This window comes from Pseudomonas sp. KU26590 (assembly GCF_026153515.1).
Lineage (GTDB): Bacteria > Pseudomonadota > Gammaproteobacteria > Pseudomonadales > Pseudomonadaceae > Aquipseudomonas.
Map to the genome: position 1 here is coordinate 216,642 of NZ_CP110644.1, position 25,290 is coordinate 241,931.

Sequence of the window (25,290 nt, forward strand, 5' to 3'; positions counted from 1 at the left end):
TCCTGTAAGGCAATTGGCCTTGTAACAGTTGGGCCGCGCATACGGCCGATGTCGGAATGCCGCTTGCGCCACAACAGTGGTGACGTACAGCGTGAGACAACGGTCACGCCCAGGGCGTGGCGGTTCTGAAAATGCTTGTGGCCTGACTCTGAATTGTGCAGCGGGGCGACGAGCGTCAGGCAAGATGCTGTGAGCGGTTTGACTCTCCACGCTACGGATTTCTCCGTGGGGTGCAACACCTTATCCGCCCAAGGGCCGTTGGCACCTTGTCGCGCCGGCAGGGCTCCATGCCCTGGAACACACGGGGATAAAGGGAACCGCGGCCACAGCGGGCATTTATAAGCGGCGATTATGACACTGGCGTGACAAGTGTAATTGCGACGTAACGTGTACGACACAAACCCTCTCTTCGCGCGAATATTCGCTACCGAACGTAGGAAACTTTAACGCGGTGACACATTTGCATACTTTCCTGAATGCCTTGGGCGCGTTAGGCTGCGCGTTCATTTCGCCAGCACCTAAATAATGCTCCAGCATTTTTTACAAGAATTTGGCTACTTCGCCCTTTTCCTCGGGACCTTTTTTGAAGGCGAGACCATTCTGGTGCTTGCCGGCTTTCTTGCGTTCCGCGGATACATGGATATCAATCTGGTCGTGGTGGTTGCCTTCTTCGGCAGCTACGCAGGCGACCAGCTCTGGTATTTCATGGGTCGTAAGCATGGCCGCAAGCTCCTGGCGCGCAAGCCGCGCTGGCAGTTGATGGGCGATCGCGCGCTGGAGCATATCCGCCGACATCCCGACATCTGGGTGCTGAGCTTCCGCTTTGTTTATGGCTTGCGTACGGTCATGCCGGTTGCCATCGGCCTGTCCGGCTATCCACCGGGGCGCTACCTGCTGCTCAACGGCATCGGCGCAGCGGTATGGGCAGCGGCGCTGGGCGCAGCGGCGTACAAGTTCGGCTCCGTGCTCGAAGGCCTGCTGGGCAACGTCAAGAAATACGAGCTGTGGGTCCTGGGCGCACTGCTGGTGATCGGTGTGCTGCTGTGGATTCGCCGCCGCATCAAAAACGCACGTATCGCCCGGGAAGAGAAGCTGGCCGTGGCGGCCAATGCCGAAGCCAGCGTAGAAGCCAGGAACACCCCTGACGAGTAAATCCTCGGCGCATGCCCACGAAGCTGGAGACATTCGCTAACGGCGTTGTCCTAGGTTCATGGCTTGCGACAATCAGCGCAATGCTGACCTGCGTAACCGGTTACTGGCCGGAGCGCCTGAGAGAGGAACACGCGAATGACCAAAAAAGTGGCCGTTATTCTTTCTGGCTGTGGCGTTTACGACGGTGCGGAAATCCACGAAAGCGTGCTGACGTTGCTGCGCCTTGATCAGCGCGGCGCAGCAGTGAAGTGCTTTGCACCCAATATCCCTCAACACCACGTCATCAATCATCTGACCGGCGAAGAAATGCCCGAATCGCGCAACGTGCTGGTTGAATCAGCCCGCATCGCCCGTGGCGCCATCGAAGACATCCGCGAAGCCGACGTCACCGAATTCGATGCATTGATCATCCCCGGCGGCTTCGGTGCCGCGAAAAACCTGTCGAACTTCTCTACCCAAGGCGCTGGCTGCAAGGTCCAGGCTGAAGTGCTGGCGATGGCTGAAGCCTTTGCCGCAGCCGGCAAACCCATCGGGCTCATCTGTGTATCGCCGGCGCTGGCCGCAAAAATCTATGGCCCGGGCGTCACCTGCACGATCGGCAACGACGCCGACACCGCCGCAGCGATCACCCGCATGGGCGGCACCCACCAGGAGTGTGAGGTGACTGAAATCGTCGAAGACAAGGATCGCAAGTTGGTGAGCACCCCGGCTTACATGGTCGCCACGTCCATCGGCGAAGCAGCATCCGGGATCAACAAACTGGTGGATCGGGTTCTAGAACTGGTGCAGGAAAACGAGGATCGCCTTCCCGACTGACTTTTAGAAGAGGGGCTGGCGACGGACTTACCGCTTACCAGCCTTCAGCCCTGCGGGTTTTCGACTGCGGGCTGCGGCGGATACTCTCGCGCCAGCCGGGTCAGTATCCGGTCGAGGCAGTTGGCAAACGCCTGTTTCTCCCGTTCGCCATAGGCGCCCTGCCCGCCACTGGCCTGGCCTTGCTCACGCAGATCCGTGAAGAGGTTACGCATCGCCAGGCGCTGGCCCATGTTCTGCGCATCGAACTCCTTACCCCGTGGGTCGAGCGCTGCAACGCCATTCTTCACCAGCCGATCAGCCAACGGCACATCGCTGCAGATCACCAGTTCGCCCGGCACGGCGTGCTCGACCAGATAATCGTCAGCCGCATCCGGCCCGCTGGGCACAACGATCAACTTCACCAAGGTCAGGCTCGGCTTGATCTGGCTCTGCCCCGCCACCAGCACCACCTCATACTTGCGCTTGAGGGCGAACTTGATGACGAGGTCCTTGGCAGCCTTGGGGCAGGCGTCGGCATCGATCCAGACGCGCATACGCGACTCCGATTTCAGAAAGTGAATTTAGGCAGTGGCCGCGCGGCGCTTCTCAGCTATCCGGCTGCGACCATACAGCACCACAATCGCCAACAACGCTATGGCTTGCGCGCCAAGGGAATAGGCATCGGCGTGAATGCCCAGCCATTCGAAATCGAAGAAAGGCACCGGACGCGTCCCGAAAATCCCGGCCTCCTGCAACGCCTTGACGCCATGGCCGGCGAACACCACCGACAGCGCACACAGCAGCGCAGCATTGATGCCGAAAAACAGCGTCAGCGGCAGCTTCGCAGAACCCCGCAGGATCACCCACGCCAAGCCGACAAGCAGCACCAGCGCCGTGGCGCCTCCGGCCAATACGGCGTTGTGGCCGGCAGGGCCTGCCTGCAGCCACAGGGTTTCGTAGAACAGAATGACTTCGAACAGCTCGCGATAGACCGAGAAGAACGCCAGCACCGCAAAACCGAAACGGCCACCGCCGCCAACGAGACTGCTCTTGATGTAGTCCTGCCAGGCAGCGGCATGACGCCGGTCGTGCATCCACACCCCCAGCCACAGCACCATGACGCTGGCGAACAGCGCGGTCGCGCCTTCCAGCAGCTCGCGTTGCGAACCACTGACATCGATGACGTACGCTGCCAGCGCCCACGTGCCCAGGCCTGCCAGCAAAGCCAGCCCCCAACCGACGTTGACGCTGCGCACCGCCGATTGCTGACCGGTGTTGCGCAGGAACGCGAGAATGGCGGCGAGCACCAGAATCGCTTCCAGCCCTTCGCGCAGCAGGATCAGCAGACCGGAGATGAAGCTCAATGAGGTGCTCAGGCCATCGCTGCCAAGCAGATCGGCCGACTCCTTGAGCTTGACCTTCGCATCAGCGAGCTTCTGCGCCGCTTGGGCTGCGGGCAAGCCATCCTGAAGCGACTGCCGATAGGCCATGAGCGCTTTTTCGGTGTCCTTGCGCACGGCGGCATCGACGTTGTCGAGTGAGCTTTCGACCAGCTCGAAACCCTCCAGGTACGCCGCGACGGACAGGTCATACGCCTGTTCGCGATCACCTGACTGGTACGCGGCCAGACTTTTGTCGAGGGTTGCGCTGGTGTAATCGAGGAGCTGAGCCGGGCCGCGTTGAACCTGAGGCGGCTGCGCGCGCTGGGCACGGAAGCTTGCAGTGGCTTGCGGTCCTTCGCTGGCACCGACTTCAGCCGGCGTCTGCCGCGCCAGATCAGCGAGGTTATAGAGTTTGTCCTGCTTCGCAGCGGAATCCGCGCTGAAGCCTGCGATGTAAGTCGCGACGTCCCAACGCTGACGGTCATCCAGTTGGTCCGCGAACGCTGGCATTTCAGTGCCTTCAATGCCCAAGCCGAGTGTGTTGTAGATGTCGTACAGACTCAGGCGGTCGAGCCGCGCCGGGTCTCGCAAATTAGAGGGAGGCGGAGAGAGACCAATCCCGGCCGGGCCATCGCCTGCGCCCACATCGCCATGGCAGACCGAACAATACTGCGCATACAAGGGCGCGCCACGCGCGGGATCCGGGGTAATCACCGGCGCCTGACTGACTTCGTACGCCACCGCGAGCTTCGCGCCGAGCTGACGCGCCTGACGGGCTACTTGAGCGCCGTCCTGCTTCTGATTGACCGCATTCAACAGCGATGAGACTCCCTGCTCCAGCTCTGCGCGCTCTGGCTTGGCCGGCAACGCGGCGATCGTGCCCTGCAACGCCGTGAGAAACTCGACCTGCTCGCGGTATTCGCCCTCATCAACGACCTTGCCGTCCGCGACCGTCGCCGGGTAGTCCGCCCCGACGTAATCGAGCAAATGCAGAGCCTGAGCCGCGTCCTCGGCAGGCGCTGCGCAGGCACCGACGCTGAACAGGCTCAACAGCACGAGGCTCAGCCAGGTCAAAAAGCGGGAGCGGAACATGGGGGTGGATCTCAAATAGGAATGCGAAGGGTTGCCATTGTTCATGTTCGCCGCTGAGGACTCAAGCGCTGCGTTGATGGCTGGGACCCAATTGCAGGACCGGCTTTAGCCGGGAAGACTTCGGTCCCCTTTTAACCACGTTGTCTGACACACCGCTTTCGCGAGCAAGCTCACTCCTACAATTTCGTGTGCGCGCCCGACATCCGCGTTGAACGCAAATCCCCTGTAGGAGCAATCGGAGGTTACGACGGTCGCGAACGCGGTGGGCCTGTGACATGGACGGTGACTGACACAATGCATTCCCGAGCAAGCACTGCCATTTCCACTGGACGAGCGCGATGCTTTTAGTGGGACAGGCTTTAGCCGGGAAAACGTCTGTGTTCACAACGCAAGAGTGAGGGTGCTGCCTCTGGCCGCTTCCCGGCTAAAGCCGGTCCTACGGATGAGGGTTTAAACCGGTTTCCCAGCCGAGCGCAGCCAGTGAGACCGGCTGTGACTCAACTATGGGAGGGCTCTTGCCGAATCAGGCGCGATGCAAGGTGGCGAGAAATGCCGCTGCGCTGACGAACAATCCGGCAAAGGTGCGGTTCATCCGGCGTTGCTGTTTGGGGGTTTTGAGGGCGCGGAGCACTTTCGAAGCCAGGCCGGTGTAGCCCGCCATGACGATCAGATCCACGCAGACCATGGTCGCGGCGATGATCAGGTATTGCGGCAGCAGCGGCAGGTGCGTGTCGATGAACTGCGGCAGGATCGCCAGAATGAACACCAGCGCCTTGGGGTTGCTGATGTTCACCAGAAAGCCACGGGCCATGAGCACGAGCGGCTTGCCCACCGGGCGTACAGCCGACTCATCCGCCAGATCGCTCGGCAGCGCACGCCATTGCTTGATGCCCAGATAGACCAGGTAGGCGACGCCAAACCATTTGATCAGGGTGAACGCCAGCGCCGAAGTGGCCAGCACCGCGCCAAGCCCGGCGGCGACCACGGCGATCTGCACGACGAGGGCGACCTGAAGGCCCAGCGCATTCCAGTAGCCGCGCCAGAACCCGTATTGCAGTCCGCTGGACATCGAGGCGATGGCGCCCGCGCCCGGAGACAGACTGATAACCCAGCAAGCGGCGAAAAACGCCAACCATGTTTCGAGCGACATCACGAACCTCAGGCAACGAAATCTTCGCCTAACCTAGTGTTTCCGGGCCTGTAAAGGCCAGTTATTTCTGACTGTTGCGGCGACTTGGCAGACAGCTGTTCCGGTCGCCTGCGTTACACGGCAACGCAGGCGATGCTATCAGGACAAGGCTTCCAGCTCGGCTTGCATCGACTCCAGCAATTCCAGTGCTTCCATCCACGCTTCTTCAAGCTCGGATTCACGGGATTTAAGCTTGGCCTGGTCGGCCAGCAGGTCGCGCAGTTTGTCTTTGTTGGCGGCCTCGTAGATGCCACTGTCGCCCAAAGCTGTTTCGATCTTCGCCAGCTTCTCGTGCAGCGTGCCGAGGTCCTTCTCAAGCTTGTCGGCTTCGCGCTTGTGCGGGGCGAGTTGCTGGCGCAACGCGGCGGCCTGCTGTCGCTGGGCTTTCTTGTCGGTCTTGTCGACGTTCACCGGCGTATTGCTGGCCGGTGCATTGCGCAGGCGGTAGTCCACCAGCCAACGCGCATAGTCATCCAGATCGCCATCGAACTCTTGAACCAGGCCATCAGCAACGAGCAGGAAGTTGTCAGTCGTGCTTTTGAGCAAATGTCGATCGTGTGAGACCACCAGCACCGCGCCACTGAACTCCTGCAGCGCCATGGTCAGGGCCAGTCGCATTTCCAGATCCAGGTGGTTGGTCGGTTCGTCGAGCAGCAGCAGGTTGGGTTTGTCCCAGGCAATCAGGGCCAAGGCCAGCCGCGCTTTCTCGCCACCGGAGAAATTCAGCACCGGCTCGTCGAGACGCGCGCCGCGGAAGTCGAACCCGCCCAGGAAATCCCGCAGTGCCTGTTCGCGCTCTGTGGGCGCAATGCGTTGAAGGTGCAGCAACGGACTGGCCTTGGCGTCCAGAGAATCGAGCTGATGCTGGGCGAAGTAGCCAACCACCGTGTTTTCGCCACGCACCATGCGCCCGCTCAACGGCTCGAGTTCGCCCGCGAGGTTTTTGATCAGCGTGGATTTACCGGCGCCGTTCGGGCCCAGCAAGCCGATGCGTGCGCCCGGCGTCAGTTGCAGCTTCACCTTTTGCAGGATGGCCTTATCGCCATAGCCCAGTCGCGCGTCAGACAAATCCATCAGCGGGCTGGAGATCTTGTTCGATTCGCGGAAGGTGAAGTCGAACGGAGAATCGACGTGGGCCGCCGACAGCTCTTCCATGCGCTCAAGCGCCTTGATCCGGCTCTGGGCCTGCTTGGCCTTGGTGGCCTGGGCCTTGAAGCGCGTGATGAATTTCTCCATGTGCGCGCGCTGGGCCTGTTGCTTGTCGTAGGCCTGCTGTTGCTGGGCCAGGCGTTCGGCACGCGCGCGTTCGAAAGCGCTGTAACCGCCGCGATAAAGCGTGATCTTTTTCTGCTCGACATGGGCAACGTGATCGACCACCGCATCCAGAAAATCGCGGTCGTGGGAGATCAACAGCAGGGTGCCCTGGTAGCTCTTGAGCCAGTCTTCAAGCCAGAGAATGGCATCGAGGTCCAAGTGGTTGGTCGGCTCATCGAGCAGCAGCAGGTCCGAGGGACACATCAAAGCCTGGGCCAGGTTCAGACGCATCCGCCAGCCACCGGAGAAATCGCTGACCGGGCGCTCCATCTGTTCGTTGGTAAAGCCCAGTCCTGCCAGCAGTTTGCGTGCCCGCGCATCGGCGGTGTAGCCATCGGCGCTGTCGAGCTCAGAATGCAGACGGGCCTGCGCGGCGCCGTCCTGGGCGGCCTCGGCAGCAGCGAGGTCATGCTGCACCTGGCGCAGACGCAGATCACCGTCGAGAACGTAGTCCACCGCCAGACGGTCGAGGGTATCGACCTCCTGACGCATGTGGGCGATGCGCCAGTCGGCGGGCAGCAGGCAGTCGCCGTTGTCGGGGGTCAGTTCACCCCGCAGCAGCGCGAACAGGCTGGATTTACCGGCGCCGTTGGCGCCGATCAGACCGGCTTTCTGGCCGGCGTGCAGGGTCAACTCGGCGTCTTCTAGCAGACGTTGCGGACCACGCTGTAAGGTAAGGCTTTGAAGTCTGATCATAATGGCGGCGGAGTCTACCAGCTTCGCCCAAAACAGGTAGATGACGATGCGTTCGGACCTTTGGAGCTTCACCCTCGATTTCTATGCTCGCCCAGGCGTCGAGCAGGCGTGCCTGAACCTGCAAGCCAACGGCGCCAATGTCTGCGCGCTGCTGTGCGGCGTCTGGATGGACCGGCGCGGTGTGCAGTTCGACCCGGAGCGGGCACGACAAATCGGACAATTGGCCGACCCTTGGCACGAGCAAGTAGTGGGGCCTTTACGGGATATTCGGACACGCTGGAAGGCCGACGCGGCAGAAGACGAAGAGCTGAATGCGTTACGCGACAGGCTGAAAACCCTTGAGCTGGATGCCGAGCGTGAGTTGCTGGTGCGACTGCAGCGGCTGACCAGAGACTGGCCTGAGCGAGACGCTCAACCTACGGGTGTGTGGCTGGAAGCGCTGGCGGGAGGTGCTGCTCAAGCCAGTCCCGACGCGTTGCAGATTCTGCTTCGCGCCGGGACCGATATCGCTTAAGACGCGCTGTTCGACGTCGAATCAGCGGCCGGCGCAGGGGACGCTGCCGGAGCAGCAGGCGCTGCGGCCGCTGGCTTGGCTGTCGCGGAGACAACAGGCTTGGCGGCCGGTTTTGCCGCCGGCTTCGCTGCGACTGGCTTGGCAGCAGCAGGCTTGGATGCTGCTGGCTTGGCGGCAGGCTTGGCGGCTACTTTGCTCGCGGCAGGCTTCGCGACGGCACTGGTGGCTGGTTTTGCAGCAGGCGCTTTAGCTGGAGCAAGTTTGGCAGCAGCTTTCACAGCGGCCGGTTTGGCAGCGGTGGTCTTGGCTACAGGCTTAACAGCCGATTTCGCGGCAACAGCGGTTTTGGCAGCGGGCTTGCTTGCGGCGCTGGCGGCGGGTTTGGCAGCAGGTGCCTTGCTCGCAGCAGGCTTGGCGGCCACGGTTTTCGCAGTCACTTTGGCAACGGTTTTTTCAGCAACGGCTTTGACTGCAGTTTTAGCAGCAGGCTTTGCCGGTGCTGCCTTGGCCGCAGGCTTTGCAGGTGTTTTCGCAGGTGATTTTGCCACGACAGGCTTGGCAGCCGCTGGAACAGGGGCTTTAACAGCGCGATCATTCAGCGCTTTACCAACGGCTTCCTTCACGCGGCCAATGCCTTGGGCCAGCTTCAGGCTTTCCTGAGCATCACGCTTGAGGTTGAGGATGTAGCTGCGGGTTTCGGTCTGACGATCTTTCAACGCGTCGAGCAACGATTCGAGCTCGGACACGCTGTCTTTGGCCTTGCCTTGCGCCTTGGCTTTACCAGCGGCGGCGGCGTCCTGCAATTTGGTGCGCGACTTGTGCAGTTTTTCCTGCGCCTTGCCACGTTGTTTCTCGAGCTTGGCGAGCAGTTTTTCAGCGTCAGCCAATGCTTGAGAGCAGGCATTTTCGAGATGTTCGAGCAGGCTGCCCGAAAGCTGTTGAAGCAAATGCAACGGAGTATTTACTGGCTTCTTGGTGGCCGACATGACTTACCTCCTGGCTGATTTGAGTGCGGCCATACTAGACCTCCGCCCGCACCGCCGCTAGGGCATCTTGACACTACAATCCCCGCTCTGTTGCAAGACGCCGAAAAACGCGGCAATACCCGTCACGCTCGGGCTTCAGCGCTGGCATAATCGCTCACTTCCCAGGCCGGAGAGCATTCATGTCGCGCTACCTGTTTATGTCGTTGTTCCTCTTGGTACCCCTTGCTCACGCGACCGATGCTCCGGCGTCCGACAACACACACGACCTTTCCTATAGCCTCGGCGCAAGCCTGGGGGAGCGTCTGCGCCAGGAAGCACCTGACCTGCAGTTGCCGGCGCTGCTCGAAGGCCTGCAGTCGGCGTACCAAGGCAAGCCGCTGGCGATCAAACAGGAACGCATGGAGCAGATTCTCAGCGACCACGACGCCGCCCTTGCCCAGGCTGAAAACTCCGGTCAGACCGAGCCGCAGACTGAAGCGGCGCTGAAGGACGAGCGCAAGTTCATGGACGCCGAGAAAGCCAAACCGGACGTTCGCCAACTCGCGGACGGCATCCTGATGACCGAGCTGACGCCGGGTAACGGTCCTAAACCCGACATCAATGGTCGTGTGCAGGTGAAGTATGTCGGACGTCTGCCGGACGGCACGATCTTCGATCAAAGCCAGCAGCCGCAATGGTTCCGCCTGGACAGCGTCATCGCCGGCTGGACCACCGCCCTTGCCGACATGCCAGTGGGTGCCAAATGGCGGCTGGTCATCCCCTCGGCTCAAGCGTATGGCGCAGAAGGCGCGGGCGATCTGATCGATCCATACACGCCGCTGGTGTTCGAAATCGAGCTGCTCGGGGTGTCGCAGTAACGCCGGAGCTGGCCAGGGCTCGGGCGCAACAGATCACAAAAACAGATCATAAAAAAAGGGTGCCCAGGGCACCCTTGCTTACATCAGCGGCCTTCTCAGACCTCTTCCTCAACCTGTTCCTTGTGCGCGTTGTGCAGCACTTCGATCAGGCAGTCTTCCAGCTCAAAGCGCTCATGCAGCAAGCCGCCCAATTCCTGGAATTTCTCAGTCACGCACTTGCCTTCATCGCAGAGATCGTTGAACGCCAGCAGCTTCTCGGTGATGACGTCGAGGCGAGGATAAATCGTGTCAGCCAGATCGAGGCCGCGCTGGTTATTGAACGCCTTGGCTTCGTTGGTCAGTTGCTCGTAGATTTCGAAATGACCCGCCGACACGTAATCGACCAGCGTGCCGCAGAATTCTTGCAAGGGCGCGCGCTTTTCCGAAAACGCTCCCGGCTCTGCACTCAAGGCGTAATAAGCCGTGATCAACTCGTTGCGCTCCAGCAACCAGCGGTCAATCAGCTTGTGAACCCCACCCCAGCGTTCCTGAGCGTTCTGACAACTTTCCAGCATGATGTTCTCTCTTCCCTTCAGGGGCATGCTGCTTCAAGCGCTTTCTGGTTCGGTCCGAGGGTTGTCGGAACCGGCCTGGCAAAGCGTCGACAGCAGCATTGATCCGATGTACGTGCGGCCCACATTATGCCCGCATGACTAGCCCTTCAAGGTACGCAGGACAGAAAGTTCATACAAGTGTTTAATCCGGAGTCCCCACATCCATTGATCTGAATCGGCGAAACTCGATAAAAAGGTAATAGAGCGCGAACAGGCACAAGCCGGAAAACGCGAGCAGGCTCCACTCCGGCAAGCTGATGCCGAACAGCGACCAGTTGATCTCGGAACACCCTGCACTTCCCGCCAGCACCATCATCAAAACTTTCACGTAGGTTTGCGTTTCCATCAGGTAGTGAAGGTTTTGAATGCACGCGGCCATGTTCTCGGGCGGCGAAGCCTGCAACCAGACCTGACGTGCCGCGACGCTTGCCCCCAGAGCGGAAAACAGGAAAAGAATCCCTGCGTAGATCCGCCAGCCGGACTTGCCAGGCGCATGCAGCGCGGCGAGCAGGCACACACCCGCTGATAACGCCATGAGCACTCGCTGAAGCAGACACATCGGGCATGGCGCCGCATCAACCACTGGGCCGAGATAAAGCGTCGCTCCCACAATCGATGCGCAGGCCAGAAACGCCAGAGAGAACAAGGAGCGCGTACGAGCCAGCTGCATGGAAAATCCGTAACAAAAGACGAAGGCGGCTACGGTAGAGGAAAGCGCGAGTCGCTTTCAAGGCACCTAACGGAGGATATTTCTTTGTTGATGTAGGTAAATCCCGACGCCGTGCTTAAGACGTTATACCGGTAGCTCGAAGATCCTCTCAACAAGCCACACAAAGCACAGAAACGTCCTACACAAAACAAAGAATCAGACACTGAAGAGGCCCGCAATCGGGCCTCTTCATGTTCAAGTCGGACGCCAGTCTAGACGCGTGTCAGCGCTGGCAACGGACGGGCGAGCAAGCGCTCATCCAGTAGACCCAGACCTTCCTGAAACAGCTGATTGCTGCGATCGGTCTCGCCCAGTTGCGCAAGCAAACGAGCCAGTTCGGCACACGCTTCCGGGTTGCGCTGCAACCTCAAGCTGGACTCGAGATAATCACGCGCTTTACCCCACAAGCTGCTTTGCAGGCAGAGACGGCCCAGGGTCAATAGCAAGCCTGGGTCATCGGTATGACTTTTCAGCCAACCTTCAGCGGTCTGCAGTTGTTTGGCAGGATCGGCGCCGCGCACCAGCCCGTAAAGCCGCGCAAGATGAGTGTTGTAGTCGCGCTTCATGGCCGTGCGCAAGACTTCCTCGGCCTGAACGTCGGCGCCCAGACGACGCAGCTGTTCGGCATACGCCAATACCAGAGCGGGCTCCTGGCGCTGGGCCGAGGTCAGTTGCTGCCAGGCGTTTTCCAGCGAGGGAAGACCCGTACCGATGCTATCGCTGTCGGATTCACGATGGGCCGCCAGCGAGAGGTTTTCGCCCCAGGCGCGTCTTTCCAGCTCGGCCAGCTCTTGCGCCGGGAGCACCTTGTCCTTTCGCAGCTCGGGCATCAGACGAATCAACTCTGCCCACTCGCCGCGCTCACGATACAGGCGCTGCAACTGGCGCAACACCTGAGGGTTATGCGGATGGCGTTCTTGCATGGCCTGCAAGGTCGCCAGCGCTCCGTCGAGGTCGCCACGATCGACCTGCAATTGCGAGTGGCTCAGCGCGATGGCCAGCTCGGCGTGCGGCTGACGTTCCAGTGCGCGCTCCAGCAGGTTATCGCTTTCCTCGTAGCGGCCCTGTTCGTTCGCTGCCCGGGCTGCGCCGAGGTAGTACAGCAGTGGCTGACGTTCCGCCTCGGCGGCGCGATGCAGGTTGCGTTGCGCACTGGCCCAGCGCCCTTCGGCGAGGTCCAGCTGCCCTTGCTCGATCGCGTTCTGCACACGACGGCTGCGGTTGCGGCGCGACCACGGATTGACCACGCCGCCGGAAGTCGTCAGCAAGGTAATCAGCACGCGCACCAGCCACAGAATGAAGAGGACGGCGACAAGTAATGCCAGCGCTGCCCAAATGCTCGATTCGTAGCGGAAAGTGTCATAGGAAATCAGCACGTAGCCGGCATGACGAGAGATCGCGACGCCTATCAGCGCCGCCGCCACGACCAGCACGAAGAGGATGACGTAAGCGCGCTTCATGGCTGTTTCCCGGGCTGCGCCTCGTCAGTGCGTTTCTCCAGCGCACCGCCAACAGGCGTATGACGCTGCTCGAGATACGCCTGAACCGCAGCCAGACTTTGTGTCAGGTCAGGGGTTGCCACGGAGACCGGCTGCTTGCCCAGCTCATCCAGACGCTGGCCGAGGGCTTTGCTCTGTTGGTTATCGCGATTGAAATTGTTGTCCAGAACGCTTCGGGCTTCGGCCATGGCCTTTTCATAGACCGGGGCCTGGCCGTTAAGCGCGGCCCATTGCGCCTGCTCGATTGCCAGGCTCAGCGCCAGACGGACTTGGGTCAGGCTCTGGCCTGCCAGCAACGGACGAATATTCTTGTCTGCGTGAAAATCGATCCGCACGAACCGGGAGATCTTGTCCCACCACTTGGCCCAATAGCTGTCCTCGCTCCCATCGGTCAAACCGAACAGCGAATCGCCCTTGTCGACATATTCCGGCGCCAGCTCATTCAACTGCGCGACCTGATCACGCACGGCCGCCAGCTGCAGGAACAATCCGGTACGATCCGGTTGGTCGACGCTGCGCAGCGCGGTCAGGCTCTTGGCCAATTGCTCACGGGCCGCGAAGGCTGCCGGATCGTCCTGCTCGCGCAGGATCTCGTCAGCGCCCTGGACCAGCGCTGCCGCACTGTTGATGTCTTGCAGAGCAGACAGCCTCAAGCTCGCCAGGCGCAGCAAATGCTCCGCCTCGGCGAGACGCCAATCCTTGCGGCTGGCACCGAGCACAGTCTCTACACGCTGGCTCAGGCGCTGCTGATCACCCTGCAACTGCGTGACCAGGCGCCGGCGGTCCTCGAGCTCTTGGGCCGGAGGCAACTGCGCGAGACGCGCGGCGATCTGTTGCTCGCTCTGCTTAAGCGCTTGAGTTTGCGAGCCGATGTCCTGCAACTGACCCGACTGCTCCTGATGACCGGCCTGCATGGCGCGCAGTTGCCAAACGCTCCAGCCGCCAACGGCAACGCCCGCAGCGCCCAGCAACAGCGCCAGTATAGCGAGCCCGTTGCTGCTTCGGCGATTCGACGGTTCTTTGTACGCTGGATCCGGCAGCGGCTCAGGTTTGGCCAGTACTGGTTCAACGTCATCTTTTGGCAAGACTGTTTCGCTCACGTGTCCATCCTTTGCATTTGGGGCGTCGCGTAATCCGACTGATCGAGCATTACGCCTGTGAGGCAGGCGCGGGGAATTCGCGCAATGCTGCCAGCAAAGCCGGGGCGCTGGCGCCACGGCAGTCCACTACGTTAAGAGCCCCGGCGGCACGCGCCATTTCGGCGACCCGGGGGCTTGGTACAAACAAAGGCACCTGCGCAAGCGTAGGCCAGGCGTCGCCCGCCAACTCACGCAGATGCTCGAAACCCTGTCCACTGCTGACCACCAGCCCATTCAAGCGTTCCGCTTTAACCGTATCGGGCAACGCGAAAGCCGGGTATTGCGGCAGGTGGCGACGATACAACGGTAGGTAATCGACCACCACACCAAGCTCACGCAACCGCTCGGCGAGCAGCTCGCGGCCGTCTTCGCCACGCATGATCAGCACTTTGGGGTCGTAGCCCGAGAGGGCCTGTTGAAACTGTGGCAGGTCGAGCAACGCTTCGCTGTCATCGCCCTGCTCGGGGAAGAAAACGTGCAGGCCATAGTCATCGAGGATCTGCGCGGTGGCCGCGCCGACAGTGAACCACTTCTGCATGGGCGGCTGCGGCCAGACTTCATCGAGCATCGCCAGCCCCAGACGCGCGGCCGGTTTGCTGACGACGATGACGGCGCAGTACGCCGCGAGGTCGTAGATGATCGAGCGGCTGGCTTCCGAAACCGGCAGAGGCTCGATCTCCAGCAACGGAAGGCTGGCGCTGTACACGCCGACCTCAGCCAGGGTCTGCGCGAGCGCCTGCGATTCCTCGGCGGGACGCGTCAGCAACAGGCGCCAGGCTTTCACTCGCCGTCCGCCTCGCCGTATACGGCCTTTAGAATTTTCGCCGCACCCTGAGCCAACAGCGCTTCGGCCACTTGTACGCCCAGCGTCTGGGCATCGACTTGTGGCGCGCGTGCTTCGGCGTGCAGCAGCACGGTACCGGAGGGATCGCCCACCAGACCGCGCAGCCAGAGTTGTTCGCCTTCCAGCACTGCGTAGCAGGCGATCGGCACCTGGCAGCCCCCGTTGAGGTGTTTGTTGAGCGCACGCTCAGCGGTAACCCGCACGGCGGTGTCGTCATGGTGCAACGGGGCCAGCAAGGCATGAAGTTCGATGTCGACGCTGCGGCATTCAATGCCCACCGCGCCCTGCCCGCCTGCCGGCAAGCTGTGGTCGATGCTGATAGGGGCGGTAATGCGGTCTTCGAAACCCAGGCGGATCAGGCCGGCGGCGGCAAGTATAATCGCGTCGTACTCACCCGCATCCAGCTTGGCGAGGCGCGTGTTGACGTTGCCGCGCAGAAACCGGATTTGCAGGTCAGGCCGACGCGCCAGCAACTGAGCCTGCCGACGCAGGCTCGACGTCCCCACCACAGCGCCGGCGGGCAGATCATCCAGACTGGCGTAGGTATTGGAAACGAAGGCATCTCGCGGGTCTTCGCGTTCGCAGATGCAGAACAGCCCGAGCCCCTGAGGGAAGTCCATCGGGACGTCTTTCATCGAGTGAACGGCGATATCGGCGTTGTGCTCCATCAGGGCTGTCTCCAGCTCCTTGACGAACAGACCCTTGCCACCGATTTTCGACAGCGGCGAGTCCAGCAGCTTGTCGCCGCGACTGACCATCGGCACCAGCGTCACGATCAGGCCGGGATGCGCCTGCTCCAGACGCGCCTTGACGTATTCGGCTTGCCAGAGGGCCAGAGCGCTTTTGCGGGTGGCGATGCGGATTTCGCGAGAAGACATGAACCGGTCCGTGCTGAGTGAATGCGGCGAATAATAACAGCTCGGCCAGATCGGGCCGAATGACTGTATTCAATCTGCGCGCATCATGATCTCAATCAACCTGCGTACGCCATGCGACGGCGTGTCGCCCACATGACATGCTCCTCGCGGCACTCGCTTACAACTGCTGCATCATCTTGCGCACACCGGCAACGTGCCGGCGGCTGACGATCAACGCATCGCCGTTTAGCCCTTTCAGGAACAACTGGAAATGACCCAGCGGCGTGCGCTGCAAGCGTTCGATGCGTTCCCGTGCGACCAGCGCATTGCGGTGGATACGTACGAAGCGGTCGCCGAATTCGTCTTCCAGGGCTTTAAGCGGTTCATCCAGCAGCACTTCACCGCCTTCGTGGCGCAGGGTCACGTACTTGTGATCAGCGATGAAATAGATCACCTCGGCCAGCGGGATCAGCTCAATGCCCTTTCGGGTACGTGCGCTGATGTGGCTGCGCGGGCCGGTGCCGCTTTCCGCAGCAGGCCGGGTCATCGCCGCCAGTTGCACACGATTCGGCCGCTCGGCTTTGCGCAACGCCTCGAGCAAATGCTCGGAACGAACCGGCTTGACCAGATACCCCACGGCGCTGACCTGGAAGGCTTCCAGCGCAAATTCATCGTGGGCCGTGCAGAAGACGACGGCAGGCGGGGTGTCGCGCTCGCACAGTTTTGCCGCGACCTGAAGTCCATCCAGGCCAGGCATGCGGATATCCAGCAACACCACGTCGGGCTTCAAATTTTCAATCAGCTGCAATGCTTCTTCGCCATTTGTGGCGCTGGGTTCCAGAACCTTGTAACCCTCGAGCTCACTTACCATACGGCTGAGGCGGTCTCGGGCTAGGGGTTCGTCATCAACGATCAGGACATTCATATTGCTCTGGCTTCCTGCGTGAGTCTCGCACAAGGATAGCGTAGACAGGTGAAGTGACGACCGTCTCGGCGCTCCACGCTCAGACTGGCGTGAGGTCCGAAAAGTGCCGTGAGTCGAGCGCCGATGTTTACCAGGGCCTGCTGAGTGCCGCCTGGATTTTGCTGTAAGACGGCCTCATCGTAAGGATTACTGACGCGCAATATAAATACTCCCCGTTCGTAGTCCGCCTCAACTCTGACCACGCCGCCTTCGACACGGGGCGCGATGCCGTAAATCAATGCGTTTTCCAATAATGGCTGCAAGGTTAGCTGGGGAATTGGCAAGTCGTCGGGAATTGCACTTACGGCCCAGTCCAACTGTAGACGCTCGCCAAGTCGATATTGCTCAATCGATAAATAGCGTTTCGCCAATTCAAGCTCTTCGCGCCATGTCGTCAGGCTGCCGGGCTTGCCCAGACTGGCCCGAAACAGGTCGGACAAATCAAGCACCGCCTGCTCCGCCTTAAGCGGATCGCTGGTGACCAGGCTGGCGATGCTGTTGAGTGTATTGAACAGAAAGTGCGGACGGATACGCGCTTGCAGGGACTCGATCCTGGCCTGGAGTTCGGCCTGCTGCTGCTTGCGCCACTGACTCTGCAGGTAAAAGTAGCGCAGCATTAACGCGGACATGATCAAAGCGATCAAAGCGTAGCGCAGGTACCGTTCGATGACGCCATCGAACGAAGTCGGGGGATTCACCTGGTAGTAGTCAGTCACAGCGGTGCACATCAGCGTCACCGCCACCACCAGCAGACAACCGATGCAGCCGGCCACGCCAGCACGCAGGCGCGCCAGCCAGGGACGCAAGCCGCACAGCAGCGCGGCGGACAGCAGCACGATCCACTGCACGAAAAGAGAAATCAGCGCCAGCCGCACCCAGTCGAAATCCGGCCGCATGGGTTCGATGAGCACGAGCACGAACACCAGCAACTCGGCCAGCACGACCAGCATCAGTAGCGCTTGGGGCAGGCACAGTTCCGGGAGGAAAAACTCTTTGCCGGGCGCGCTGCTCTGGCCCGGTTGTTTGCGCTCGATTTGCATGGCCGCCAGTCTCTTCGCTCGTACCGTTGCGGGCAAGCCGCCGGGGATAAATAAACGGCAATGCTGTTATCATCGCCCGCGTCTTTAGAATCGGCCGGCGCCGGTTTTTCATCAGTTTCAGCCACCAGCAAAGCAGCGAGCGAATCATGAGCACCGACAAGACCAACCAGTCCTGGGGCGGCCGCTTCAGTGAACCCGTCGACGCCTTCGTCGCACGTTTCACCGCCTCCGTGACCTTCGATCAGCGCCTTTATCGCCACGACATCATGGGCTCCGTCGCCCACGCCACGATGCTGGCCAAGGTCGGCGTGCTGACCGACGCCGAGCGCGACACCATCATCGACGGGCTGAAGAGCATTCAGGGCGAGATCGAGGCCGGCACGTTCGACTGGCGCGTGGACCTTGAAGACGTGCACATGAACATCGAAGCGCGCCTGACCGATCGCATCGGCGTCACCGGTAAAAAGCTGCACACCGGACGCAGCCGCAACGACCAGGTCGCTACCGACATCCGCCTGTGGCTGCGTGACGAAATCGACCTGATTCTGGCTGAGATCACTCGCCTGCAAGAAGGTCTGCTAGGCCTGGCCGGGCGCGAAGCCGACACCATCATGCCGGGCTTCACTCACCTGCAAACCGCACAACCAGTGACCTTCGGCCACCACATGCTGGCGTGGTTCGAAATGCTCAGCCGCGATTACGAGCGTCTGGTCGATTGCCGCAAACGCACCAACCGCATGCCCCTGGGCAGTGCCGCGCTGGCTGGCACCACGTATCCGATCGACCGCGAACTGACCTGCCAGCTGCTGGGTTTCGAAGCGGTCGGCGGCAACTCGCTGGACAGCGTTTCCGATCGCGACTTCGCCATCGAACTCTGCTCCGCCGCGAGCATCGCGATGATGCACCTGTCGCGCTTCTCCGAAGAGCTGGTGCTGTGGACCAGCGCGCAATTCCAGTTCATCGACCTGCCTGATCGCTTCTGCACCGGCAGCTCGATCATGCCGCAAAAGAAAAACCCTGATGTACCCGAACTGGTCCGAGGCAAAAGCGGCCGTGTATTCGGCGCATTGATGGGCCTGCTGACCTTGATGAAGGGCCAGCCGCTGGCCTACAACAAGGACAATCAAGAAGACAAGGAGCCGCTGTTCGACGCTGCCGACACCTTGCGCGATTCGCTGCGGGCCTTTGCCGACATGATCCCGGCGATCAAACCCAAGCACGCCATCATGCGCGAGGCCGCGTTGCGCGGTTTCTCCACGGCAACCGACCTCGCCGACTACCTGGTCCGTCGTGGCCTGCCGTTCCGTGATTGCCACGAAATCGTCGGTCACGCGGTGAAGCATGGCGTTGAGACCGGCAAGGACCTGGCCGAAATGACGCTGGACGAGCTGCGTCAGTTCAGCGACCAGATTGAACAGGACGTCTTCGCGGTGCTGACGCTCGAAGGTTCGGTCAACGCCCGCAACCATATCGGCGGCACGGCGCCGGATCAGGTCAAGGCAGCGGTCGTGCGTGGCCAGCATTTGCTCGCCACCCGCTAAACGCATAAACGGGGTCGCCCGGTGCGGGCGATTCCATCCAATTGGCAGGACATCGAGAACGACATGAGCGACAACATCGAAAACGACGAAGAAGAGTTCGCTGAAGCGACGCTGATTGAAGCCATCGAAAATCAGATCGAGAGCGACAACCCTCCAGCGGCCCGGGCGACGTACAACAAGCTGACGCTGGTGGGCACCGATCGCGATGAGATTCTTCAGATGATGGCCCACATTCTGGCGTTGGAGATCGACGGGATCCTGGCCGACGATCGCCCGTTCAATACCGTCTGGTACGAAGCGGCCCTGCGTGCACTGCCCGACATGCCGCCCGGCGTGCGACTGGCGGAAGACGAGTAAAGTCCGCCACAAATGCCGGTCGCTCAACCGACCTGACGACCGGCCAGATACTTCCTGCAAAATCCCCAGACCTGACTACACTCCAACAGCCTCGCTGCCGCATGGCGATGGGGCCGTCACGCCTGCGATTCTGATCGCGGTGTATCCACTGGAAAAAGTCTGGAGCACCTATGTCGTTTACCCCTGAATTGGTTGCCGAGCTGGAAATCCTGTCGCTGTTCAATCTGAGCAACACCAAAGAGGGTCTGAAGGTTCACCATCACACTGCGGCACCCACTGCCGTCGCTGCCGCCCAACGACTCTTCGACAAAGGCCTCACCACGCAAAGGGACGGAGGCTACTTGACCAGCCTGGGGCTGGATGCCGCCGACCACGCGCAATCGCTGCTGATCATTCTTGCCACAAGCCAGGAAGCTGCCTGACTTCGTCCCTCGCGAAACCTTTGCCTGGACGCATCAAATAAAGGTTTCGCGAATCCTCCATTTCGACGATGCTGCGCCGATAAAATAATGGCGCCATAAAAAAGACGCGCAGTCGAGCCGTACCGGCCTGACGCCCAGCTGTCTTGATTATCGCTACACCCTCACATCATGCAGTGCCGCCCGCCGGCTTCGAGTCGCGATGACGCGTAGTTCCGAAATTCGCCCGGATCTGGATGAGGGCATTGATCGCAAGGTCCTCGCTCAGTTACGCAGCCGCTTCCTGGCCCTGAGCGAGAGTCGACTGGCGCGCGCGTACGAAGGCCTGTCGACCCGTCAGCAAAGCGTGCTCTCGCTGCTTCCGCTGTTTTTCCACGTCAATCATCCTCTGTTGCCGGGCTATGTGTCGGGCTCAACCCCTGCGGGCGTTTCACATTACGAGCCTGACGCCCAGGCCCTCGCTGAGGCGCAACGCCTGACGCGGTCGTTCTCCTACAAACCACGCCGGGTGAATCCACCGCAGCCGATTCACGGCATCTTCCTGATGGGCAGCCTTGGCACCCTCGCCCAGGCCGACCAAAGCGACATGGACGTGTGGATTTGCCACGACCCGCTGCTGTCGGCAGACGAAATCCAGGAACTGCGCAAGAAATGCCAGTCACTCGAAAGCTGGGCGGCAAGCATGGGTGCCGAGGCGCATTTCTTTCTCGTCGACCCGGAGCGTTTTGTCGTCGGCGAGCGCGACGCGCAGCTGAGTGGCGAGGACTGCGGCACGACGCAGCACTATTTGCTGCTCGACGAGTTTTATCGCACCGCCATCTGGCTGGCCGGGCGCACGCCGATGTGGTGGCTGGTGCCGGTCTATGAGGAAGCGCGCTACGCCGAATACACCCATACCCTGCTGTCAAAGCGTTTTATTCGCGCTGACGAGGTGCTGGACCTCGGCAACATGTCGCACATCCCGCCAGGCGAATTCATCGGCGCAGGGCTGTGGCAGTTGTTCAAAGGCATCGAATCGCCCTACAAATCGGTGCTCAAGCTGCTGCTTACGGAGGTCTATGCCAGCGAGCACCCGCAGGTGCAGTGCCTGAGCATGCGCTTCAAGGAAGCCGTGTTCGCCAACCGCGCCGACCTCGACGAACTGGACCCTTACGTGATGGTGTACCGGCGCATCGAAGAATACCTGCTGGCGCGGGGTGAGCCGGAGCGACTTGAGCTGGTGCGTCGAAGCTTGTACCTCAAGGTGAACAAGAAACTCACGGGTGCCACTCGCCACCGCAGCAACGGCTGGCAACGCCTGCTACTGGAGCGGCTGGTGAGTGAGTGGAATTGGGACGAGCGTCAGCTGGCGCTGCTCGACAGCCGCAGCCAGTGGAAAGTGCGTCAGGTTGCCAGCGAGCGCCGCGCACTGGTTGGCGAGCTCAACTTCAGTTACCGCTTTTTGACCCAGTTCGCTCGCGCGCAAAAGGCGATCAATTCGATCACCAAGCGCGACATGAATGTGCTCGGGCGCCGTCTGTACGCAGCCTTTGAACGCAAAGCCGGCAAAGTGGAATTTCTCAATCCGGGCATCGCGCCGGATCTGGCGGAAGACACGCTGACGCTGGCGCAGCTGCCGAACAAGCGCGAGCCCGGCAGGTATCAGTGGTGCCTTTACAACGGCAGTCTGAGTGCCCACGAGCTGGAGACATTTGCGCCGATAAAACGCAGCCGCGAGTTGCTGGAGCTGCTCACGTGGTGCCAGCGCAACAACGTCATCGACAGCAGCACGCGCCTGGCGCTGCACCCCGGCATCAGCGATCTGACCGAGTTCGAGCTGTTCAATCTGCAAGGCGCGTTACAGCAGAGCATTGCCCTGCCGCCGGGCATGGTCGAGGAAGAGGTACTGCTGAGCCCGAGCGTGCCCCGCGAAATCCTGCTGTTGGTCAACGTCGGCATCGACCCGCTCAGGCACCACAAAGACCTGAACATCCTGATGACCACCGAGCGAACGGACTCGCTGAGCTACGCCGGTGTCCGCGAAAATCTGGTGCTGACCTTCGATCAGATCACCCTCAACAGCTGGAACGAGGTGCTGGTCAATCGCTTCGACGGCCCCCATGCGCTGCTGGACTGCCTGACAGAATTGTTCAACGGCATGCCGGAAAAGTCCGCCAGGCCTGTCATCCGCGTGCGCTGCTTTTGCCACAACCGCGCTCAGGCCATCGCCCAGCGCGTGGAGGAGCTCATCGGCACGGCACAACTGCTGCTGGACCGGCGGCTGAATCATCGCTATCTCATCCAGGTCGAGCAGCGCTATCACGTGCTGGAAATGATCCCCAGCCAGGTCAGTCACATCACACTCGAACACTTGCCGGCGCTTTTCAGCTATCTGGGGGAAGAGCTTAGCGCCTACAGCCCGATTCATCTGGACCCCCAGGCGCTGGAGGACTCGGACTTGTCGCTGCTTATCCCTTACGGGCAGCCCGAGTGCATTCAGGTTTTTTACCGGATCAACGAACCCAATGCCGACCTGTACGTGCTCGATGAGCGCAATGCGCTATGGCATCAGCAAGTGCCTTATCACACTGAATCCAGCCTGCTGGTGCCGCTGCAGCGCTTTTTTCAATCGTTGATATACCGGCGGGTGGCGTTGCTGCCGCTGGACAACCCGCTGGAATCAACCTCGCTGGAGGCTTTGTATTACCGCATAACCCCCGATGGATCCGGGCGGGCCCGTCGCGTTGAGCAGCGCCCGACCCCAGCGATGCTTATCGATAAATCGTTTTTCGAGGTACAGGCGATCATCGAGGAGGCATCCCCGGGCCAAGTCAGCGTGACGCTGTATTGCGACGGGATGGAGTTTTCCGAGCTGGAGTATGGCGATCGGCTGTTCAGCGTCGTGGCGCAGCGGATTCTCGAGCAGCGCCGCGAGCCGCAACGTTACCGCTGCTACATCACCGACCTGGACCTGTCCGGGATACTGGGGGAGACACGCGGGCAGACCATCCTGTTCCTGCGCTACAAAGCCGAGCTGGAACAGTCATTGAATGCCGCGATGGATGAGGCTTGACCTACACGCGATCGGAAGTCGCACTGCGACGCTGATCCGCCTGTCGCACGATCTCGCGCCGGCGCTCATCGGTCGCCGCCCGCCACTCGCGAATGTCTTCGACGTGGCGCTGACACCCCGTGCAGACTTTGTCCTCGTCGAGCCGGCAGATGCTGATGCACGGCGACGGCACAGCCGGGCTGACGTTGCTGAACAGCGGCTTTGGCGGTTTGACCGGCGTTGCGCTAACGGTCACTGGCGGTTGCCATCGCTGCCGTCGAGGGCGTCGAAGTCGATCTCTTCCCCAGCCTGTTGTTTCGCCAGACGGTAGAGCATCTCGCTCAACAGCTCTTCGCTCTTGTCGCAGATCCAGTGCTTCGCTTCTTCGTCGTAATCAAAGTGAAAACCACCCGATGCAGCCGCCAGCCATAGCTGACGCAGTGGCTCTTGGCGACTGAAGATGAACTGCGAGCCGTTTTCGAACTTAACGGTCAGCACACCGGCCGAACTCTCAACGTCCAGATCCAGACCGCTCTCGTCGAAGATGTCCTGGAGCTTTTCTTGGGTGGCATCGACCAGGTCGTGAAAACGGGCTTCGGTCAAACTCATTACATGAACCTCAAAAGTGTCAGCGGATGGCGCAGCGACGCACGATACGGTCGCTCCACGGCAAATGCAAAGCCTACCCGCCCAACTGCAATACTGGGAGCGGCTTTGGCCCGAAAGGCATCAAGCGTCTCGCTCCACCGCAGGCTGCGTCAGAAATCCGCGCGCGCTGCACCGTCTAATTGCGCAGCGGCGTCAAACCCCCGCCGGACGGGAACTCCAGCGCATAGGCAATCTGTCGGGTGGTCGGTATACTCGGGCGCAATTAATGCTTATACAAAGGATTTCGCCATGAAGCGCCTGATTTCCTCCCTGGCCGCACTGCTTGCAGTTGCGTGTCTGGTCTCTGCCTGCGGTCAGAAAGGTCCACTGTATCTGCCCGACGACGACTCGTCCGCCGACGGCTCCAGCCAGACCAAGTCGCACTCGCACAAGCATCAGACTTCGACCTACTAGGAATCAGTCATGGACGCCTTCAACTACCGCGACGGTGAGCTGTTCGCGGAAGGAGTGGCGTTGTCTGCCATCGCCGAACGCTTCGGCACGCCGACATACGTCTATTCCCGCGCGCACATCGAGGCGCAGTACCGCGCTTTCGACGATGCACTGAGCGGCATGCCGCATCTGGTCTGCTTCGCCGTAAAAGCCAACTCCAACCTGGGCGTTCTCAATGTCCTGGCGCGCCTGGGCGCCGGTTTCGACATCGTTTCCCGTGGCGAACTGGAGCGCGTGCTGGCTGCAGGCGGTCAGGCTGACAAGATTGTCTTCTCCGGCGTCGGCAAGACCCGCGATGACATGCGCCGTGCGCTTGAAGTCGGCGTGCATTGCTTCAACGTCGAATCCACCGACGAGCTTGAACGCCTGCAAGTCGTCGCCGCCCAGATGGGCGTGCGCGCTCCGGTTTCGTTGCGCGTCAACCCGGACGTCGACGCCGGCACCCACCCTTACATCTCCACCGGCCTCAAGGAAAACAAATTCGGCATCGCCATCGCGGACGCCGAAGATGTTTACATCCGCGCCGCGCAGCTGCCGAATCTCGACGTCATCGGTGTCGACTGCCACATCGGCTCTCAACTGACCACGCTCTCGCCTTTCGTTGATGCACTGGATCGCTTGCTCGATCTGGTCGACCGGCTGGGCGATTGCGGCATTCTGCTGAAGCACATCGATCTGGGCGGCGGTCTGGGCGTGCGTTATCGCGACGAAGAGCCGCCACTCGCGGGCGACTACATCAAGGCTGTGCGTGAACGCCTCGATGGCCGCGATCTGGCGCTGATGTTCGAGCCCGGCCGCTTCATCGTCGCCAATGCCGGCGTGCTGCTGACCCGCGTCGAGTACCTCAAGCACACCGAACACAAAGACTTCGCCATCGTCGACGCCGCCATGAACGACCTGATTCGTCCGGCGCTGTATCAGGCGTGGATGGACGTAACAGCGGTCAAACCGCGAGACAGCGCAAAACGCACCTACGACATCGTCGGCCCGATTTGCGAAACCGGCGATTTCCTGGCCAAGGAGCGTGAACTCGCGCTGGCTGAAGGGGACCTGCTGGCGGTGCATTCGGCCGGCGCCTATGGCTTCGTAATGAGCTCCAACTACAACACCCGTGGGCGTACGGCCGAGGTGCTTGTGGATGTTGAGCAAGCCTTCGAAGTGCGTCGCCGTGAAACCGTGACTGAGCTGTTTGCCGGCGAAAGCCTGCTGCCGGAGTAAT

25 protein-coding genes are annotated in these 25,290 nt (G+C 61.0%); 10 read left to right on the forward strand and 15 right to left on the reverse strand.

Annotated elements, in window-relative coordinates; all coding sequences use genetic code 11:
- The first annotated feature begins 522 nt into the window (after window positions 1-522).
- Window positions 523-1,152, forward strand: a complete 630-nt coding sequence (locus OKW98_RS01000; RefSeq protein ID WP_265389618.1) for a DedA family protein — start codon at window positions 523-525, stop codon at window positions 1,150-1,152.
- A 135-nt stretch (window positions 1,153-1,287) separates the two neighbouring features.
- Window positions 1,288-1,968: an isoprenoid biosynthesis glyoxalase ElbB gene (elbB, locus tag OKW98_RS01005; protein ID WP_265387610.1), complete on the forward strand. Its 681-nt coding sequence runs from the start codon at window positions 1,288-1,290 to the stop codon at window positions 1,966-1,968.
- 44 nt (window positions 1,969-2,012) lie between these two features.
- Here elbB and OKW98_RS01010 read toward each other — a convergent pair whose 3' ends face one another.
- The 4 genes from OKW98_RS01010 to OKW98_RS01025 form a co-directional block, all read right to left on the reverse strand.
- A complete protein-coding gene (locus tag OKW98_RS01010) occupies window positions 2,013-2,501 on the reverse strand; it encodes a YaiI/YqxD family protein (RefSeq protein ID WP_265387611.1) in 489 nt (162 codons plus the stop codon).
- A 27-nt stretch (window positions 2,502-2,528) separates the two neighbouring features.
- Complete coding sequence (locus OKW98_RS01015; protein ID WP_265387612.1) at window positions 2,529-4,421, reverse strand: FTR1 family protein; 1,893 nt, start codon at window positions 4,419-4,421, stop codon at window positions 2,529-2,531.
- Between the two features lie 523 nt (window positions 4,422-4,944).
- Window positions 4,945-5,571 (reverse strand): LysE family transporter, encoded by a 627-nt coding sequence (locus OKW98_RS01020; RefSeq protein WP_265387613.1) that lies wholly within the window; start codon window positions 5,569-5,571, stop codon window positions 4,945-4,947.
- A gap of 138 nt (window positions 5,572-5,709) precedes the next feature.
- A complete protein-coding gene (locus OKW98_RS01025) occupies window positions 5,710-7,620 on the reverse strand; it encodes an ATP-binding cassette domain-containing protein (protein ID WP_265387614.1) in 1,911 nt (636 codons plus the stop codon).
- Between the two features lie 46 nt (window positions 7,621-7,666).
- Here OKW98_RS01025 and OKW98_RS01030 point away from each other — a divergent pair, with 46 nt between their 5' ends.
- Window positions 7,667-8,134 (forward strand): TIGR02444 family protein, encoded by a 468-nt coding sequence (locus OKW98_RS01030; protein ID WP_265387615.1) that lies wholly within the window; start codon window positions 7,667-7,669, stop codon window positions 8,132-8,134.
- On the opposite strand, the gene OKW98_RS01035 is transcribed toward OKW98_RS01030, so the two are convergent.
- On the reverse strand, window positions 8,131-9,120 hold the full coding sequence (locus OKW98_RS01035; protein ID WP_265387616.1) for an AlgP family protein: 990 nt from the start codon (window positions 9,118-9,120) through the stop codon (window positions 8,131-8,133). The two genes, OKW98_RS01030 and OKW98_RS01035, sit on opposite strands and share 4 nt — an antisense overlap.
- 179 nt (window positions 9,121-9,299) lie before the next feature.
- On the opposite strand from OKW98_RS01035, the gene OKW98_RS01040 reads away from it, so the two are divergent.
- Window positions 9,300-9,977, forward strand: coding sequence for an FKBP-type peptidyl-prolyl cis-trans isomerase (locus OKW98_RS01040; protein WP_265387617.1), 678 nt, complete (start codon window positions 9,300-9,302; stop codon window positions 9,975-9,977).
- Between the two features lie 95 nt (window positions 9,978-10,072).
- Here OKW98_RS01040 and rsd read toward each other — a convergent pair whose 3' ends face one another.
- From rsd to OKW98_RS01080, 8 genes are all read right to left on the reverse strand, one after another.
- On the reverse strand, window positions 10,073-10,531 hold the full coding sequence (rsd, locus tag OKW98_RS01045; protein ID WP_265387618.1) for a sigma D regulator: 459 nt from the start codon (window positions 10,529-10,531) through the stop codon (window positions 10,073-10,075).
- A gap of 181 nt (window positions 10,532-10,712) precedes the next feature.
- The gene (locus OKW98_RS01050; protein ID WP_265387619.1) at window positions 10,713-11,240 is read right to left on the reverse strand and encodes a disulfide bond formation protein B; all 528 of its coding nucleotides are present in this window, start codon (window positions 11,238-11,240) and stop codon (window positions 10,713-10,715) included.
- A 251-nt stretch (window positions 11,241-11,491) separates the two neighbouring features.
- Window positions 11,492-12,739, reverse strand: a complete 1,248-nt coding sequence (locus OKW98_RS01055; protein ID WP_265387620.1) for a heme biosynthesis protein HemY — start codon at window positions 12,737-12,739, stop codon at window positions 11,492-11,494.
- Window positions 12,736-13,878, reverse strand: coding sequence for a uroporphyrinogen-III C-methyltransferase (locus OKW98_RS01060; protein ID WP_265387621.1), 1,143 nt, complete (start codon window positions 13,876-13,878; stop codon window positions 12,736-12,738). Before OKW98_RS01060 ends, OKW98_RS01055 begins: the two co-directional genes overlap by 4 nt.
- A gap of 49 nt (window positions 13,879-13,927) precedes the next feature.
- A complete protein-coding gene (locus tag OKW98_RS01065; RefSeq protein WP_265387622.1) occupies window positions 13,928-14,701 on the reverse strand; it encodes a uroporphyrinogen-III synthase in 774 nt (257 codons plus the stop codon).
- Window positions 14,698-15,639 carry a hydroxymethylbilane synthase gene (gene hemC / locus OKW98_RS01070; protein ID WP_265387623.1) on the reverse strand — a complete coding sequence of 314 codons (942 nt, stop codon included), beginning with the start codon at window positions 15,637-15,639 and terminating at the stop codon, window positions 14,698-14,700. Before hemC ends, OKW98_RS01065 begins: the two co-directional genes overlap by 4 nt.
- Window positions 15,640-15,796: 157 nt before the next feature.
- Window positions 15,797-16,543: a LytR/AlgR family response regulator transcription factor gene (locus OKW98_RS01075; protein ID WP_133773782.1), complete on the reverse strand. Its 747-nt coding sequence runs from the start codon at window positions 16,541-16,543 to the stop codon at window positions 15,797-15,799.
- Entirely contained in the window at window positions 16,540-17,622 is a 1,083-nt protein-coding gene (locus tag OKW98_RS01080) for a sensor histidine kinase (protein ID WP_265387624.1), read from the reverse strand. The genes OKW98_RS01075 and OKW98_RS01080 overlap by 4 nt, the downstream gene beginning before the upstream one ends.
- A gap of 146 nt (window positions 17,623-17,768) precedes the next feature.
- Here OKW98_RS01080 and argH point away from each other — a divergent pair, with 146 nt between their 5' ends.
- From argH to OKW98_RS01100, 4 genes are all read left to right on the forward strand, one after another.
- The gene (gene argH / locus OKW98_RS01085; RefSeq protein ID WP_265387625.1) at window positions 17,769-19,163 is read left to right on the forward strand and encodes an argininosuccinate lyase; all 1,395 of its coding nucleotides are present in this window, start codon (window positions 17,769-17,771) and stop codon (window positions 19,161-19,163) included.
- Between the two features lie 63 nt (window positions 19,164-19,226).
- Entirely contained in the window at window positions 19,227-19,520 is a 294-nt protein-coding gene (locus OKW98_RS01090; protein WP_265387626.1) for a hypothetical protein, read from the forward strand.
- A 170-nt stretch (window positions 19,521-19,690) separates the two neighbouring features.
- Complete coding sequence (locus tag OKW98_RS01095; RefSeq protein ID WP_133773789.1) at window positions 19,691-19,942, forward strand: TIGR02647 family protein; 252 nt, start codon at window positions 19,691-19,693, stop codon at window positions 19,940-19,942.
- 199 nt (window positions 19,943-20,141) lie between these two features.
- Window positions 20,142-22,991, forward strand: coding sequence for a class I adenylate cyclase (locus tag OKW98_RS01100; RefSeq protein ID WP_265387627.1), 2,850 nt, complete (start codon window positions 20,142-20,144; stop codon window positions 22,989-22,991).
- Between the two features lies 1 nt (window position 22,992).
- On the opposite strand, the gene OKW98_RS01105 is transcribed toward OKW98_RS01100, so the two are convergent.
- Both OKW98_RS01105 and cyaY read right to left on the reverse strand, forming a co-directional pair.
- Window positions 22,993-23,226, reverse strand: coding sequence for a DUF1289 domain-containing protein (locus OKW98_RS01105; RefSeq protein ID WP_265387628.1), 234 nt, complete (start codon window positions 23,224-23,226; stop codon window positions 22,993-22,995).
- A complete protein-coding gene (cyaY, locus tag OKW98_RS01110) occupies window positions 23,223-23,579 on the reverse strand; it encodes an iron donor protein CyaY (RefSeq protein WP_237250061.1) in 357 nt (118 codons plus the stop codon). The genes OKW98_RS01105 and cyaY overlap by 4 nt, the downstream gene beginning before the upstream one ends.
- 288 nt (window positions 23,580-23,867) lie before the next feature.
- On the opposite strand from cyaY, the gene lptM reads away from it, so the two are divergent.
- Complete coding sequence (gene lptM, locus OKW98_RS01115; RefSeq protein ID WP_133773796.1) at window positions 23,868-24,032, forward strand: LPS translocon maturation chaperone LptM; 165 nt, start codon at window positions 23,868-23,870, stop codon at window positions 24,030-24,032.
- A gap of 9 nt (window positions 24,033-24,041) precedes the next feature.
- Window positions 24,042-25,289 carry a diaminopimelate decarboxylase gene (lysA, locus tag OKW98_RS01120; RefSeq protein WP_265387629.1) on the forward strand — a complete coding sequence of 416 codons (1,248 nt, stop codon included), beginning with the start codon at window positions 24,042-24,044 and terminating at the stop codon, window positions 25,287-25,289.
- The last annotated feature ends 1 nt before the right edge of the window (window position 25,290 follow it).